A 14,373-nucleotide genomic window follows, 5' to 3' on the forward strand; every position below is an offset into this window, starting at 1 on the left:
GGGGGCAAAGCCCGCTCCCACGAAAAATCGGTGTTATTTGTCGCGACGCTCGTACTCGCCCTCGATCACATTCGGACGGTGGCCACTGTCGCGGGGCTGGGCTTGGAACGGATCATCCTGGAACGCGCGCTGGCGCAGGGCCTGTTCCTCGGCGCGGCGACGCAGCTTTCCGGCAACCAGGCGGCGGGTGAACGGCAACAGGCAGAGCAGGCCCAGCACATCGCTGATGAAGCCTGGCAACAGCAGCAGACCACCACCGACGGTGAGCATCAGGCCCTGGAACATGTCCTCAGCCGGCAGTTCGCCGCGCTGCAGGCTCTCCCTCGCACGCAGGGCGGTGGCCAGGCCGGCCACGCGTATGACCAGCACACCCAGGGCGGAGCCGGCGATGATCAGCAGCAACGCCGGGAAGAAACCGATGGCCGCGCTGACCTTGACGAAGACGAACAGCTCCAGCACGGGGAAAAGCAGCAACAGCAATAGAAAAGCACGCATCAAGGGTTCCTCGACGGAAGAGAATCTTCCTGTAAGACCATCAGATGGATGCCTCGACGCCTGTTTTCAACCCTCGATGCTTTCCGCAACCGGCCACTGGTCAGCGCGGGCCAGCAAAACCAGGGCTTCGCGGACTTGTGTCGGCGTGTTGCAAATGTTCGGGAAGGCCAGCCAGTAAACCCCCTGACCGATACGCAGGTGCATGCCTTCGCTGTCGATGCCGACCATTTCAGCCGGCGCCGTGCGCGGCAGGTCGGTCAGTTCGACGTAATGAGCGATGGCGTTGGCATGGTCGCTGTTCATGTGCTCGATCATGCTGGCCTCGGCCTTGCCCGCGAAGGGGTTGGCCAGGGTCACCTGATCGAGCCAGTGGATCGCGCCGAAGCCACCGATGTAGCGGTGGCGTACCGGCTCGAGCACCCAGAAATCGAAGTCGTGGGCCTTGTGGTAGTTGGCCGATTCGGGGAAATACCGGTAGTAGCGGGCCGCGGCAGACTCGATGGCCGCTTCGTCGGTCAGCTTGCGCGCCTCCGCCATCACCGTCAGGCGCCCGACCGCCTGGACGTCCTCGGCGTCACGCTCGCCCACCAGCAAGGAGCACTTGGGGTCTTTCTGCAGGTTGTGGGTGTGCTGGGCGATACGGCTGATGAGGATCAGCGGATGGCCCTCGGCGTCCAGGCAGTAAGGCACCACCGAGCCGAAGGGATAGCCGGGCATGGACTTGGAGTGGGTCGAGAGAACGCCACGGTATTCCTTGAGCAGCAGTTCCCGGGCGGGGCGGAGGGCGTTGGTACTCACTGGAAAGGCTCCTGGCGGCGGACTGGATGGGTGACAAGATAAGCATTATCACCCGCCGCTGCCACTCGGTCTGCTGCCGTGTAGATCTACGCATATCCCTGTAGGAGCGGCCTTGTGCCGCGAAAGGGCTGCGTAGTAGCCCCAGGATCTCAGCGACGAGGCAGACATCGCCGGGGCCGCTTTGCGGCCCTATCGCGGCACAAGGCCGCTCCTACACAAAGAGCACGCTGCCGACTTACCAGGTAACACCAAACCCGGCGGTATAGCGGGTCTTGTCCAGGTCGCTGTCGCGGGTGCCCTTGATCAGGTCCTTCTCTGCCTTGAGGTTGAGCGAAGCCCACTCAGTCACCTTGTAGCGCAGGCCCATCTCGGCATCCAGCGCGTACTCGGCCACCCCACCCAGCGGCTTGCCAACCTCGCCATTGGTGAAGAACTCCACCTTCTTGCCGATCAGGTAGCGGTTGTAGTCCCACTTCACGGCGGCGGAATAGAAGTTGTCCTTGCCACCGTCGCGGTACTCGAAATCGGTGCGGTTGATCAGCGAACCCAGCGAGAACGCGCCCAGTTCGTCATCCCAGAACTGGTAGCCCGGGCCGGTACCGACGGTGCGCTGGCGCGCCAGGTCTTCGATATGGTCGCGCTTGTACTCCAGGCGCCCCTGCCAGAACCACTTCTCGGTGATGAAGCGGTCCAGGGCGTACTCGGCGCTCCAGTTGTTGGTGGTGGTGACGTCGTCCTTGGTCTCGCGGTTGTACTCGCCCTCGGCGTTGTGCCGCCAACGGCCATGGCGGGCGGTGGTCTTGAAGCTGACATCGTAGTCGTCGGTATTGTTCTCGGCGCGCTTGTAGTCCATCGCCACATCGACATTGCCCTTCCACAGGAAGTCCTCGACCACCGGCCGAGGCTTCATGATCTGCTCGATGCTGGCCAGCTCGACAGTCTTCGGCGCCTCGCCGTTGGCCAGGGTCACCTTGCCCGGCTCGGCGGCCTTGAGCGACTTGGCCTTCTCGCCGGAGTAGGCGTCCTGCTTGACCAGCAGTTCCTGGTCGCTCTCCAGCGTCTGCACCTGTTTCCAGTCCAGGGCGATCGAGCCGCCGTAAGGCGTCTCCAGCAGCAGCTTGCCACCGTCGAAGACCTTGATCTTGCCGCTCAGACGATCACCGTTTTTCATCCACACGGTGTCGGCGAACACGGGAGTACAGAGGGACGCGGCGATGAGGCAAAGCAGGGTTCTAGAAGACATAAGCGCAATACGGGTTCGATTCGACGAAAAAGCCGGGCATTATCCAGATACCGACAACCTGAGCAAGGACAGACCCAGACCATGCCGATGAGTTCCACTCGCATTTGCCCGGACCGCCTGTCCGGTTTCATCCGCAGGCCAGGTACCCAGTGATGTCCATGCCGCCGCCCTCCCCGCCGGAAGACGCCGAGGCCCGACGAATGGCACTGTATTCGGTGCTGGGCCAGGTGCCCGTCGGCAAGGTGGTCAGCTACGGACAACTGGCCGAACTGGCCGGCCTCGGCCGCGCCGCGCGCTGGGTCGGACGCACCCTCGGGCAATTGCCGGCGGACACTCGCCTGCCCTGGCACCGGGTGCTGGGTGCCGGCGGTCGGCTGAGCCTGGCCCTGGGCACGCCGTCGGGCGACGAACAACGTGCCCGCTTGCGCGCAGAAGGCGTGAATGTGGCCAATAATCGTGTGGATATGGCGCGCCATGGCTGGCGTCCAATGGAGCACAGCGGTTAGAGTGCGCGCTTTGTTTTCGCAAACCTTGAGGCAGATGTTGGCCCATGCCCCGTAAAACCTGGCGCGCTGCGCTCGCTGCCTATGCCAGCCCGTCAACTTTGGTGCTTTTGCTGCTCGGATTCGCCGCCGGCCTGCCGTACATGCTGGTGTTTTCGACGCTTTCGGTCTGGCTGCGCGAGGCGGGTGTGGCGCGCGAGACCATCGGCTATGCCAGCTTGATCGGCCTGGCCTACGCCTTCAAATGGGTCTGGTCGCCGCTGCTCGACCAATGGCGCCTGCCATTGCTCGGCGGCATGGGCCGTCGTCGTTCGTGGCTGCTGTTGTCCCAGGTGCTGGTGGTGCTCGGGCTGGTCGGCATGGGCTTCTGCGACCCGCAGAAACACCTGTCGTGGCTGATCGCCCTGGCGGTGCTGGTGGCCTTCGCCTCGGCCACCCAGGACATCGCCGTCGACGCCTACCGCCTGGAGATCGCCGACGACCAGCGCCAGGCCGCCCTGGCCGCCAGCTACATGGCCGGCTACCGGGTCGCCGCCCTGCTCGCCACCGCCGGTGCGCTGTTCTTCGCCGAGTGGTTCGGCTCCACCGGTTTCAGCTACCTGCACGAGGCCTGGACCGGCACCTACGTGCTGTTCGGCGTGCTGATGCTGCCCGCGTTGTTCACCACCCTGGTGATGCGCGAACCGCCGGTGCCCCTGCGCACCCAGCTGTCGGCGGCCCGCTACGGGCTTATGCACCAGCTGGCGTCGGTGTTCGTGCTGATCATCCTGTTGGTCTCGGTGCCCGCCAGCTTCACCCAGCTGTTCAACACTGACTGGGCCAGCGTGGTGTTCGGCGACTCGTCCATGCTCGATCTGCTGCTCGAAGACCGCGCATTCCTGCGCCTGATCCTCTACGTGCTGCTGACCTGGGCGTGCCTGTCGTCCCTGGGTCGGCGCGGCCTGGCGCCAGTGCTGACGCCGGTCAACGACTTTATCGCGCGCTACCGCTGGCAGGCCCTGCTGCTGCTCGGGCTGATCGCCACCTACCGCATGTCCGACACGGTGATGGGCGTGATGGCCAACGTGTTCTACATCGACATGGGCTTCACCAAGGACCAGATCGCCAGCGTCAGCAAGATCTTCGGCCTGATCATGACCCTGGTCGGTGCCGGTGCCGGTGGCCTGCTGATCGTGCGCTTCGGCATCCTGCCGATCCTGTTCATCGGCGGCGCGGCCTCGGCGGCGACCAACATCCTGTTCCTGATGCTGGCCGACATGGGCCCGAACCTGGAAATGCTGGTGGTGACCATCTCGCTGGACAACTTCAGTTCGGGGCTGGCCACCTCGGCCTTCGTCGCCTACCTGTCGAGCCTGACCAACCTGAAGTTCTCGGCCACCCAGTACGCGCTGCTGAGCTCGATCATGCTGCTGCTGCCGCGTTTGATCGGTGGCTATTCCGGGGTGATGGTGGAGAAGTTCGGCTATCACGACTTCTTCCTGGTCACCGCGTTGCTCGGCGTGCCGACGCTGGTGCTGATCGCCCTGCACTGGCGGCAGGAGGTTGGTCGGGGAAAGCCGGTGCCGGTGAATAACTCGGCCGCCGAGCAACCCTGACCTGTAGGAGCGGCCTTGTGCCGCGAAAGGGCCGCATAGCGGCCCCGGCAATCCGAGCGTCCACATGAACTATTGCCGGGGGGCGCGCTGCGCCCCTTTCGCGGCACAAGGCCGCTCCTACGGGACTCGGGTTTACTGAGTGACAGCCCCTTCCCCGGAGCGCCTGCCCACCACGAACCACAATGGCCACAACGCCAGCGCCCCCGCCACGCCCGCGGCCAGGGCGAAGTGCATCAGGCTCGCGCCCGCGCCGAGCATTGCCAACACCGCACCGCCCAGCCCCAGCAAGGCGATGGTGATCATCCCCAGCATCGCCGACACCAGCCCCTTGCTCTGCTCGCTGGAGAACAGCGTCATGCGGTACAGCACGGCGTTGGCCACGCCTAGGCCCAGCGCATACAGCGACATGCCGGCCACCACGCTGGGCACCGTCGGCCAGTACCAGGTCGCCGCGACCATCAGCGACAGCCCTGCCAGATAAGGCCACAGGGCTCCACGCACCAGTGCCGGCAGCGGATAGCGATCGGCAATGCGGTTGATGATCAGGTTGCCCATGATCAGCCCACCGAACACCGGCAGCTGCCACAGCGCGTACTCCAGGGTACTCAGGCCTTCGTCATGGATCAGCAGCACCGGCGACAGGCCGATCCAGCCGATCAACGGCAGCCCTACCAGCCCAAGCGCCGCGCTACCGGCCACGAAGCGCCGATTGCCCAGCAACTGGCCGTAGCCGGCCAGCAACGGCAGCAGGTGGATGGGCGTGAACGGCAGGCGCGAACCGTCGCGGCGCTCCACGCCCAGGGTTTCCGGCATCAGCCGATAGAGCAGCAGCCAGCACAGCACCGCGCCCGCGGCAAACGCCACGAACAGCCAGCGCCAGTCCAGCCACTGCAGCATCAAGGTGCCCACCAGTGGGCCGAGCAGCGGTGACAGCAGGGCGATATTGGCCAGCAGCGCCATCATGCGCACCGCGTCTGCTTCGCTGAACGCTTCGTTGAGCGCCGGGTAGCTGACCGTGACCACGAAGCCCAGGCCGATGCCCTGCAACAGGCGCAGCAGGTTGAACAGACCGATGTCCTGCACCCAGAAGGTCGCCAGGCAAGCCAGGCCGAAGAAGATGCAGCCGCCCAGCAGCAACGGACGACGGCCGAAGCGATCAGCCAGCGGGCCGATCAGCCATTGCAGCAGTACCCCGCCCAGCAGGTACAAGTTCAGGGCGTGGGGAATGTACTCGGGGCTGGCCTGAAGATCGCCGACGACTACCGGCATGGCGGGCATGACCGCGTCGCTGGCGAGGTAGGTCAGCAATTCGAACAGCGCCAGGGTCAGGCCGAACAGCAAGGCGCGCAAGGGAGTGATATACAGCAAAGGTTTCATGGCAGACATCGGGTTTGTAGGCAGGATCAAGGTATATGCCAGAAATGACAGTACCCGGCTGTGAACAAGTGTAAGGGTCTTGAAAAGCATCGCGGGGCAAGCCCGCTCCCACAAGACCGTTACAGGCCATGTGCGAGCGGTCTTGCCCCGCGATGGGAAGCGACGCGGCGTTACTGAACCGCCGCCTCCTGCACCACGCGGATCACCCGCTGCGGAAACGGAATGTCGATCCCTTCGGCCTTGAGGCGGTCGCGGGCATGCTCGTTGAGCATGAACAGCACGTCCCAGTAGTCGGCGGTCTTGACCCAGATGCGCAGCGACACGGTGATCGAGCTGTCCCCCAAGGTCGAGATCACCGCCTGCGGCGCCGGATCCTGCAGCACGCGCGGGTCCTGTGCCAGCTCCAGCAGCACATTGCGCGCCTTCTGCAGGTCGGCGTCGTAGTCCACGCCCACGTCGAACACCACCTTGCGGGTCGGCTGGCGGTTGGTGTTGGTGATGATGCCGTTGGACAGGCTGCCGTTGGGCATGATCACCGTCTTGTTGTCGCCGGTGCGCAGCACGGTGTGGAAGATCTGGATGCTGTCCACGGTACCCGCGACACCTTGTGCCTCGATCCAGTCACCGATGCGGAACGGGCGGAACATCAGGATCAGCACGCCACCGGCGAAGTTCGCCAGGCTGCCCTGCAGGGCCAGGCCAATGGCCAGGCCCGCGGCACCGATGGCGGCGACGAACGAAGTGGTCTCGATGCCGATCATCGACGCCACGCTGACCATCAGCAGCACCTTCAGCACGATGTTGGCCAGGGTGCTGATGAAGCCCTGCAGCGCCGCGTCGGCGCGCAGGCCGACCAGCTTGCCCAGGCGGGCGCTGAGCTTGTTGATGATCCACCAGCCGATGGCCAGTGTCAGCAGCGCCAGCAACAGGCGGCTGCCGTATTCCATGATCAAGGGGAGCCAGGTTTGTGATTGGCGGACCAGCTGATCGACTTCAGCGTTCAAATCCATGTTTATCTCCTGATGCCGAACGGCAAGTACACAATGAAGCGGGCATCGCAAAGCAAGCGGCCCGGACCCCGATGGACATCACTGCGCCATCAAGGTTCCGGGCCGTCGCGGATCAGTCGCGGAAGTTGTTGAACTGCAGCGGCATGTCGAATTCCTTGGTGCGCAGCAGGGCGATGGCTTCCTGCAGGTCATCACGCTTCTTGCCGGTCACGCGCACCTGCTCGCCCTGGATGGCGGCCTGGACCTTGAGCTTGCCGTCCTTGATGGTGGCGACGATCTTCTTGGCCAGGTCCTTGTCGATGCCTTCGCGGAACTTGGCTTCCTGTTTCTTCTCCTTGCCGGACGCGTAGGGATCCTTGGTTTCCAGGCATTTGACGTCGATCTTGCGCTTGACCAGCGCCAGGCGCAGGATTTCCAGCATCGCCTCGAGCTGGAACTCCTCCTCGGCGGTCAGCAGCACGGTCTGCTCCTTGTCCTTGAACTCGAAGGTGCCCTTGCCCTTGAGGTCGTAACGGCGGTCGAGGTCCTTGATGGCGTTGTCGACGGCGTTCTGCACTTCGTGCTTGTCCAGTTCCGATACCACGTCGAACGAAGGCATGGATGATCTCCAGAAAAAAAAGCGCGCTCGGCCTGAAGATGGAGCGCGTCGGGTTTGATGGTTAAAATGCGGACTCATTATAACGGGTTGCGAAACGCAGATGAGCAGCACCTGGCATATTCTCGGCGCCGGTAGCCTCGGCAGCCTCTGGGCCTGTCGCCTGGCCCGCGCCGGCAAGGCGGTCCGCCTGATCCTGCGTGACCAACAGCGCCTGGCCGCCTATGAGCACGGCGGCGGGCTGACCCTGGTCGAACAGGACGGCGCCCACCACTACGCGATCCCTGCGGAGACTGCCGACGCCCCCGGCCCGATCCATCGCCTGCTGGTCGCCTGCAAGGCCTACGACGCCGCGCCCGCCGTGGCCCGGCTGGCCCCACGGCTGGCCAACGGCGCCGAGCTGGTACTGTTGCAGAACGGCCTGGGCAGCCAGGACGAAGTCGCCGACCAGGTGCCCCACGCCCGCTGCATCTTTGCCTCCAGTACCGAGGGCGCGTTCCGCGAAGCCGACTGGCAGGTACGCTTCGCCGGCCACGGCTTCAACTGGCTGGGCGACCCAGCCAACCCCACTGTCCCGTCCTGGTTCGCAGACCTGCACGACGCCGGCATCCCGGCCCAGTGGGCGCTCGACATCCCCACCCGCCTGTGGCGCAAGCTGGCGCTCAACTGCGCGATCAACCCGCTTACCGTGCTGCACGACTGCCAGAACGGCGGCCTGCTCGGCCATCTGGCCGAGGTCGACCAGCTGTGCGACGAACTGGCCGGCCTGCTGCGCCGCTGCGGCCAGCCCGAGGCCGCCAGCGACCTGCACGAGGAAGTGCAGCGGGTGATCCTCGCCACCGCGGCCAACTACTCTTCCATGTACCAGGATGTCCGCCACGGCCGGCGCACCGAGGTCCACTACCTGCTCGGCCACGCCTGCCGCGTCGCTGTGCGGCATGATGCCAGCGTGCCGCATCTGGAAAAGTTGCGCCGGAGACTGATGGCAAACCTCGAGGCGCGCGGCTTGCGCAGCGACTGACGCCCCTTACCCACAGGACAGGACACCTCTTCACCCATGACCCTGCGTCAACGCCTGGAAAACCTCCCGGTCGGGCAGAAACTGCTAGCGGCCTTACTGGTGCTGCTGGTGACCATCCTGCTGGTGGCCAACCTCGCCTTCATCAGCGCCGCCTACTGGATCACCCAGGAAAGCATGGCGCCCCAGGCCCTGCAGACCATCGGTCGGCTGGTCGCCAACCCGCAGCTGTCCGCGCGCGCCGGCGACTCGGCAGAGAACGCCACGGCGCTGCTCAAGGAGCTCGACACCTATTCGCCGCTGCGCGCCGCCGCGATCTATGGCGGTGACGGGCAGATGCTGGCCCAGCTGCAGCACGGCGACCCGCTGACCCTGCCCAAGCGCTACCGCAACATCGACGGCTGGCGCCTGATGGAGTTTCGCAGCACCCAGCTGATCCGCCTGCCGCGCAGCGCCGCCCCACCCGCGCACCTGCTGCTGGTGGCCAGCAGCGAGCTGCCCACCGCGTTCTACACCGGCACGCTCTCCGCCAGCCTGGCCATCCTGGTGTTCAGCATACTGCTGTGGCTGGTCATCGCCCGGCAGATCAAGCGCCTGATCACCGTGCCGATCAATCGCCTCGAAGAGCTGACCCGCCAGGTCACCCGCGAGGAGAGCTATGCCCTGCGCGCCCAGCGCGGCAACGACGACGAGATTGGCAGCCTGGCCGAGGCGTTCAACACCATGCTGTCGCGCATCGAGGCCCGCGAGCAGCAGCTCAAGCGCACCCGTGACGAGTTCCAGGACGCCTACGACCAGGCCCAAGGCCTGGCCGAGGAAACCCGCCACACCAACCGCAAGCTGGAGCTGGAAGTCCAGGTGCGCAGCAAGATCGAGAAGAAGCTCACAGGCTTTCAGAACTACCTGAACAGCATCATCGACTCCATGCCCTCGGCGCTGATCGCCCTCGACGAGCAGCTCTACGTCACCCAGTGGAACCACGAGGCCACGGTGCTCTCCGGCACGCCGCTGGACGAGGCGCTGAACCAGCCGGTGTTCCTCGCCTTCGAGCCGCTCAAACCCTTTCTGCCACAGCTCAAGGAGAGCGTGGAGAAACATCGGGTGGCCAAGATCGAACGGGTCACCTGGCCCAAGGGCGAGGACCTGCGCCACTACGCCCTGACCTTCTACCCGCTGATGGGTGGCGCTGGCCGTGGCGTGGTGATCCGCATCGACGACATCACCCAGCGCCTGTCCCTGGAAGAAATGATGGTGCAATCGGAGAAGATGCTCTCGGTCGGTGGCCTGGCCGCGGGCATGGCCCACGAGATCAACAATCCGTTGGGCGCCATCCTGCACAACGTGCAGAACATCCGCCGGCGCCTGTCGCCGGACCTACCGCGCAACCAGGAACAGGCCGGCGAGCTGGGCATCGACCTGCCGGCCGTCAACCGCTACCTGGAAAGCCGCGAGGTGCCGCAACTGCTCGACGGCATCCAGCAGGCTGGCGCCCGGGCGGCCAAGATCGTCACCCACATGCTCAGCTTCAGCCGCCGCAGCAATCGCCAACTGGCCCCTTGCGAGCTACCGGCGCTGATCGACCAGGCCGTGGAGATCGCCGGCAACGACTTCGACCTGGCCATCGGCTTCGACTTCAAGGGCCAGGCCATCGTCCGCCAGTTCGACCCGCAACTGGGCCCGGTGCCCTGCACCGCCAACGAACTCGAACAGGTGCTGTTGAACCTGCTGAAAAACGCCGCCCAGGCCATCCACCAGCGCCCGCAGCCCAGCGAACCAGGGCGCATCACCCTGCGCACCCGCCTCAACCCGCCGTGGGCGGAAATCCAGGTCGAGGACAATGGCGTCGGCATGCCCGAGACCGTGCGCAAGCGCACCTTCGAGCCGTTCTTCACGACCAAGGAAATCGGCCAGGGCACCGGCCTGGGCCTGTCGGTGTCGTACTTCATCATCACCAACAACCACAAGGGGCAGATGGAAGTGCAGTCCACCCCCGGCCAGGGCACCTGCTTCACCCTGCGCCTGCCCCTGAACCCGGCCCAGCCGACCACCATCCAGACGGAGACATGACATGGGCTATCGCCTGTCGAAGATCTACACCCGCACCGGCGACAAAGGCGAAACCGGCCTGGGCGACGGCCGCCGGGTACCCAAGGACCATCCGCGGATCGAGGCGATCGGCGAGGTGGACAGCCTCAACAGCCAGTTGGGCGTGCTGCTGGCCGGGCTGGCCGAGGCTGGCCTTGGCGAGCTGATCGAGGTACTGGCGCCTTGTCAGCATCGTTTGTTCGATCTGGGTGGGGAACTGGCGATGCCCAGCTACCAGGCTTTGAACACAGCCGAGGTGGAGCGCCTGGAGGCGGCCATCGACCGCTGGAACGAAGAGTTGGGGCCGCTGAAGAATTTCATCCTGCCCGGGGGCTCGATGCTGGTGGCCCAGGCCCATGTCTGCCGCAGTGCGGCGCGGGCGGCGGAACGGCGGTGCCAGCAGTTGAATGCACTGGAGCCGCTAGAGGGGGTAGGGCTGGCCTATATCAACCGGGTGTCGGACCTGCTGTTCGTCGCGGCCCGGATCATTGGGCGGCGACAGGGAGTTGCAGAGGTATTGTGGCAGCCTGCGCCTAAACCTGAGGCCTGAGATTGCTGGGGCTGCTGCGCAGCCCATTCGCGGCACAAGGCCGCTCCTACAGAGAACCGCGCGATCCCTGTAGGAGCGGCCTTGTGTCGCGATGGGCCGCAAAGCGGCCCCAATTACTCAGTTCTCAGGCCAGAACGCCCGGATCCCCGCAACACCCTGCGCCCCAACCTCCCAGGCCCGCTCCCGCTCACCAGGCCCGACCCCACCCAGCAGAAACACCGGATGGCTGATCCCGCCGATCAACCGCTGCGCCTCATCCCACCCCAATGGCACCGCCTCCGGATGAGTCTGGGTCGCCTGCACCGGCGACAGGGTGACGAAATCCACCCCCATCTGTTCGGCCAACGCCAATTCCTCGGCGCTGTGGCAGGACGCCGCCAGCCAGCGCTCCTTCGGGAATGGACGCCCCTTGGCCGCGTACTTGCGCAACTGCGCGGCGGTCAGGTGCCAGCCGGCCGACGGGAAGTCGCCCAGCCATTCCAGCGGCCCCTTGAGCATCAGCTGGGCCTTGCCCGCGCACAGGCCGACCGCATCCACCGCGACGTCGCGGTACTTGGGGTCGTACATGTCCGGGGCACGCAGCTGGATCAGCTTGATCCCACTGGCCACGGCCTTCTGGATGCCCTTGAGCAGCTCTGGCACTTCCAGCCCGTCCGGAGTGATCAGGTACTGGTCGGGCAGGCGCGCTGCGGCGACGATCGGCTTGTTGGCCTCGGGGAATTCATACTGGCCAAGGTCACGCGGCGCCACCCAGGCCAGGGGCTGGCCTTCGGCGCCATGGGGCTCGCCGGTAAAGGCGTACACTTCACGCACATCCAGCAGCACCTGCTTGTCCGGATAGTCGTGGCTGACCTTGATCAACGGCCGCGATCCCGCGACCTCGATACCCAGTTCCTCGCGCAGCTCGCGGGCCAGCGCCGCCTCGACGCCCTCGCCCTCCTCCAGCTTGCCGCCGGGGAACTCCCACAGGCCGCCCTGGTGCTGGGTATCGGCGCGGCGGGCGATCAGGATCCGCCCATCGGCACCACGAATGACCGCTGCGACTACATGAATCCGTTTCACCCTTCACGCTCCGCCAGGCCAGCTTGTTGCCAGGCCTGGAAGGCCGGCCATTGGTAGATGGTCTCGATGTAGGCGGCCGCCTCGGCCGGCACCGCGACGCGGTAGGTGCGCAGGCGCACGGCCACCGGTGCGAAGAAGGCATCGGCCAGGGTCGGCCGGCCGAACAGGAACGGACCGGTGTCCTTGGCGACCACGCGGCATTCGTTCCACAGGGCGACAATCCGGTCGATATCGACCTGCACGTCCAGCGGCACCTCGGCCAGTGCTTCGTCACGGGACATATCGAACGGCATGGCGCCGCGCAGGGCAAAGAAGCCGCTGTGCATCTGCGCGCAGGCCGAGCGGGCCTGGGCACGGGCGGCGACGTCCTCGGGCCACAGGTGGGCCTCGGGGTGGCGTTCGTTGAGGTATTCGGCGATGGCCAGGGAGTCGGCGATCACGCCGTGCTCGCTCTGCAGCAGCGGCACCTTGGCGGTGGCCGAGAAGGCCAGCAGGCGCTGGCGGGTGTCAGGCTGGTTGAGCTTGACCAGGGTTTCTTCGTAGGGGACGCCGGCCAGCTCGAGGGCCAGGGCGCCGCGTAGCGACCAGGAGGAATACAGCTTGTCGCCGATGATCAGGTGATAGCTCATGATTGGGCTCCAGCGGATTCGGGATATTGGGGCTGCTGCGCAGCCCTTTCGCGGCACAAGGCCGCTCCTACAGGAGATCGCATTCCCTTGTAGGAGCGGCCTCGTGCCGCGAAAGGGCCGCAAAGCGGCCCCCTATGCATCAAGTCCGGTATTCGGCGTTGATCTTCACGTACTCGTGGGACAGGTCGGTGGTCCAGATGGTTTCGCTGCACTGGCCACGGCCCAGTTCGATGCGGATGGTGATCTCCTCCTGGGCCATCACCTTGGCGCCCTGGTCCTCGGTGTAGCTCGGGCTGCGTCCGCCCTTGCTGGCGATGCACACGCTGTCCAGGTACACATCGATCAGGCTCACGTCCAACGCCGGCACACCGGCACGACCGACTGCGGCAAGGATACGGCCCCAGTTGGGGTCGGAGGCGAACAGCGCGGTCTTGATCAGCGGCGAGTGGGCCACGGCGTAGCCAACGTCCAGGCACTCCTGATGGTTGCCACCACCGTTGACCTGCACGGTGACGAACTTGGTGGCGCCTTCTCCGTCACGGACGATGGCCTGGGCCACCTCCATGCACACCTCGAACACCGCCTTCTTCAGCGCCTCGAACAGTGCGCCGCTGGCCTCGGTCACCTCCGGCACATCGGCCTTGCCGGTGGCGATCAGCATGCAGCAGTCGTTGGTCGAGGTGTCGCCGTCGATGGTGATGCGGTTGAACGACTTGTTGGCGCCGTCGAGCATCAGGTCCTTGAGCACCGCCGGGGCGACCTTGGCGTCGGTGGCGATGTAGCCGAGCATGGTGGCCATGTTCGGGCGGATCATGCCGGCGCCCTTGCTGATGCCGGTAACGGTGATGGTCTTGCCATCGTACTGGAACTGGCGGCTGGCGCCCTTGGGCAGGGTGTCGGTGGTCATGATGCCGGTGGCGGCTTCGGCCCAGTTGTTTTCCGACAGGTTGTCCAGGGCGGCCTGCAGCGCGCCTTCGATCTTCTCGACCGGCAGCGGCTCGCCGATCACGCCGGTGGAGAACGGCAGCACGGATTCAGCCGGCACGCCGGCAAGCTCCGCCAGCTTGGCGCAGGTGCGCTCGGCGGCGGCCAGGCCCGGCGCGCCAGTGCCGGCGTTGGCGTTGCCGGTGTTGGTCAGCAGGTAACGCACGGTGCCCTGCACACGCTGCTTGGAAAGGATCACCGGGGCCGCGCAGAAGGCGTTGAGGGTGAACACGCCGGCGACGCTGGAACCTTCGACGCAGCGCATCACCACCACATCCTTGCGCCCTGGGCGCTTGATGCCCGCCGAGGCGATACCGAGTTCGAAACCGGGAACCGGGTGCAGGGTGGGCAGGGGACCAAGACCAACAGCCATTAGAGCGCTCCTAGAAAATTGTGGGGAATTAGGGGGCGGGGGTGGGCCCCGGGGGG

14 protein-coding genes are annotated in these 14,373 nt (G+C 65.6%); 5 read left to right on the forward strand and 9 right to left on the reverse strand.

Translation table 11 applies throughout. The annotated features are described in order from the left end of the window. Positions 1-33 precede the first annotated feature (33 nt). The 3 genes from V0R62_RS26110 to V0R62_RS26120 form a co-directional block, all read right to left on the reverse strand. On the reverse strand, positions 34-495 hold the full coding sequence (locus V0R62_RS26110; protein WP_330105753.1) for an FxsA family protein: 462 nt from the start codon (positions 493-495) through the stop codon (positions 34-36). 66 nt (positions 496-561) lie between these two features. After that, the gene (locus V0R62_RS26115) at positions 562-1,293 is read right to left on the reverse strand and encodes a HugZ family pyridoxamine 5'-phosphate oxidase (RefSeq protein ID WP_330105754.1); all 732 of its coding nucleotides are present in this window, start codon (positions 1,291-1,293) and stop codon (positions 562-564) included. A 235-nt stretch (positions 1,294-1,528) separates the two neighbouring features. Further along, positions 1,529-2,536, reverse strand: coding sequence for a DUF481 domain-containing protein (locus V0R62_RS26120; RefSeq protein WP_330105755.1), 1,008 nt, complete (start codon positions 2,534-2,536; stop codon positions 1,529-1,531). Between the two features lie 158 nt (positions 2,537-2,694). Here V0R62_RS26120 and V0R62_RS26125 point away from each other — a divergent pair, with 158 nt between their 5' ends. Together V0R62_RS26125 and V0R62_RS26130 are read left to right on the forward strand one after the other, a co-directional pair. Beyond that, positions 2,695-3,042 (forward strand): MGMT family protein, encoded by a 348-nt coding sequence (locus V0R62_RS26125; RefSeq protein ID WP_330105756.1) that lies wholly within the window; start codon positions 2,695-2,697, stop codon positions 3,040-3,042. 44 nt (positions 3,043-3,086) lie between these two features. Then, entirely contained in the window at positions 3,087-4,634 is a 1,548-nt protein-coding gene (locus V0R62_RS26130) for an AmpG family muropeptide MFS transporter (protein ID WP_330105757.1), read from the forward strand. Between the two features lie 132 nt (positions 4,635-4,766). On the opposite strand, the gene V0R62_RS26135 is transcribed toward V0R62_RS26130, so the two are convergent. From V0R62_RS26135 to V0R62_RS26145, 3 genes are all read right to left on the reverse strand, one after another. Further along, positions 4,767-6,011 carry an MFS transporter gene (locus V0R62_RS26135; protein WP_330105758.1) on the reverse strand — a complete coding sequence of 415 codons (1,245 nt, stop codon included), beginning with the start codon at positions 6,009-6,011 and terminating at the stop codon, positions 4,767-4,769. 170 nt (positions 6,012-6,181) lie between these two features. Continuing rightward, positions 6,182-7,021, reverse strand: coding sequence for a mechanosensitive ion channel family protein (locus V0R62_RS26140; protein WP_186713262.1), 840 nt, complete (start codon positions 7,019-7,021; stop codon positions 6,182-6,184). Between the two features lie 112 nt (positions 7,022-7,133). Beyond that, the gene (locus V0R62_RS26145) at positions 7,134-7,619 is read right to left on the reverse strand and encodes a YajQ family cyclic di-GMP-binding protein (protein WP_011535522.1); all 486 of its coding nucleotides are present in this window, start codon (positions 7,617-7,619) and stop codon (positions 7,134-7,136) included. A 100-nt stretch (positions 7,620-7,719) separates the two neighbouring features. Here V0R62_RS26145 and V0R62_RS26150 point away from each other — a divergent pair, with 100 nt between their 5' ends. From V0R62_RS26150 to V0R62_RS26160, 3 genes are read left to right on the forward strand one after another with little or no spacing between them, the layout of a single operon-like run. After that, on the forward strand, positions 7,720-8,637 hold the full coding sequence (locus V0R62_RS26150; RefSeq protein ID WP_330105759.1) for a putative 2-dehydropantoate 2-reductase: 918 nt from the start codon (positions 7,720-7,722) through the stop codon (positions 8,635-8,637). A 36-nt stretch (positions 8,638-8,673) separates the two neighbouring features. Then, positions 8,674-10,701: a sensor histidine kinase gene (locus tag V0R62_RS26155; RefSeq protein ID WP_330105760.1), complete on the forward strand. Its 2,028-nt coding sequence runs from the start codon at positions 8,674-8,676 to the stop codon at positions 10,699-10,701. A 1-nt stretch (position 10,702) separates the two neighbouring features. Beyond that, complete coding sequence (locus tag V0R62_RS26160; protein ID WP_330105761.1) at positions 10,703-11,269, forward strand: cob(I)yrinic acid a,c-diamide adenosyltransferase; 567 nt, start codon at positions 10,703-10,705, stop codon at positions 11,267-11,269. 117 nt (positions 11,270-11,386) lie between these two features. On the opposite strand, the gene V0R62_RS26165 is transcribed toward V0R62_RS26160, so the two are convergent. The 3 genes from V0R62_RS26165 to argJ all read right to left on the reverse strand — a co-directional run bounded on the left by V0R62_RS26165 (position 11,387) and on the right by argJ (position 14,317). Next, positions 11,387-12,331: a Nudix family hydrolase gene (locus tag V0R62_RS26165; RefSeq protein WP_330105762.1), complete on the reverse strand. Its 945-nt coding sequence runs from the start codon at positions 12,329-12,331 to the stop codon at positions 11,387-11,389. Next, positions 12,328-12,960: a glutathione S-transferase family protein gene (locus tag V0R62_RS26170; protein ID WP_330105763.1), complete on the reverse strand. Its 633-nt coding sequence runs from the start codon at positions 12,958-12,960 to the stop codon at positions 12,328-12,330. Before V0R62_RS26170 ends, V0R62_RS26165 begins: the two co-directional genes overlap by 4 nt. A 139-nt stretch (positions 12,961-13,099) precedes the next feature. Further along, positions 13,100-14,317: a bifunctional glutamate N-acetyltransferase/amino-acid acetyltransferase ArgJ gene (gene argJ, locus V0R62_RS26175; protein WP_262974260.1), complete on the reverse strand. Its 1,218-nt coding sequence runs from the start codon at positions 14,315-14,317 to the stop codon at positions 13,100-13,102. Positions 14,318-14,373: the final 56 nt, after the last annotated feature.

This window comes from Pseudomonas carassii (assembly GCF_036324045.1).
GTDB lineage: Bacteria > Pseudomonadota > Gammaproteobacteria > Pseudomonadales > Pseudomonadaceae > Aquipseudomonas > Aquipseudomonas peradeniyensis.

What these genes read in the sequence shown, in the direction of transcription:
- V0R62_RS26125 (WP_330105756.1), top strand. Translation starts at nt 2,695, where the DNA reads ATGCCGCCGCCCTCCCCGCCGGAAGACGCCGAGGCCCGACGAATGGCA.
- V0R62_RS26155 (WP_330105760.1), top strand. Translation starts at nt 8,674, where the DNA reads ATGACCCTGCGTCAACGCCTGGAAAACCTCCCGGTCGGGCAGAAACTG.
- V0R62_RS26145 (WP_011535522.1), bottom strand. Translation starts at nt 7,619, where the DNA reads ATGCCTTCGTTCGACGTGGTATCGGAACTGGACAAGCACGAAGTGCAG.
- V0R62_RS26140 (WP_186713262.1), bottom strand. Translation starts at nt 7,021, where the DNA reads ATGGATTTGAACGCTGAAGTCGATCAGCTGGTCCGCCAATCACAAACC.
- V0R62_RS26120 (WP_330105755.1), bottom strand. Translation starts at nt 2,536, where the DNA reads ATGTCTTCTAGAACCCTGCTTTGCCTCATCGCCGCGTCCCTCTGTACT.
- V0R62_RS26150 (WP_330105759.1), top strand. Translation starts at nt 7,720, where the DNA reads ATGAGCAGCACCTGGCATATTCTCGGCGCCGGTAGCCTCGGCAGCCTC.
- V0R62_RS26160 (WP_330105761.1), top strand. Translation starts at nt 10,703, where the DNA reads ATGGGCTATCGCCTGTCGAAGATCTACACCCGCACCGGCGACAAAGGC.
- V0R62_RS26135 (WP_330105758.1), bottom strand. Translation starts at nt 6,011, where the DNA reads ATGAAACCTTTGCTGTATATCACTCCCTTGCGCGCCTTGCTGTTCGGC.
- V0R62_RS26170 (WP_330105763.1), bottom strand. Translation starts at nt 12,960, where the DNA reads ATGAGCTATCACCTGATCATCGGCGACAAGCTGTATTCCTCCTGGTCG.
- V0R62_RS26130 (WP_330105757.1), top strand. Translation starts at nt 3,087, where the DNA reads ATGCCCCGTAAAACCTGGCGCGCTGCGCTCGCTGCCTATGCCAGCCCG.
- V0R62_RS26110 (WP_330105753.1), bottom strand. Translation starts at nt 495, where the DNA reads ATGCGTGCTTTTCTATTGCTGTTGCTGCTTTTCCCCGTGCTGGAGCTG.
- argJ (WP_262974260.1), bottom strand. Translation starts at nt 14,317, where the DNA reads ATGGCTGTTGGTCTTGGTCCCCTGCCCACCCTGCACCCGGTTCCCGGT.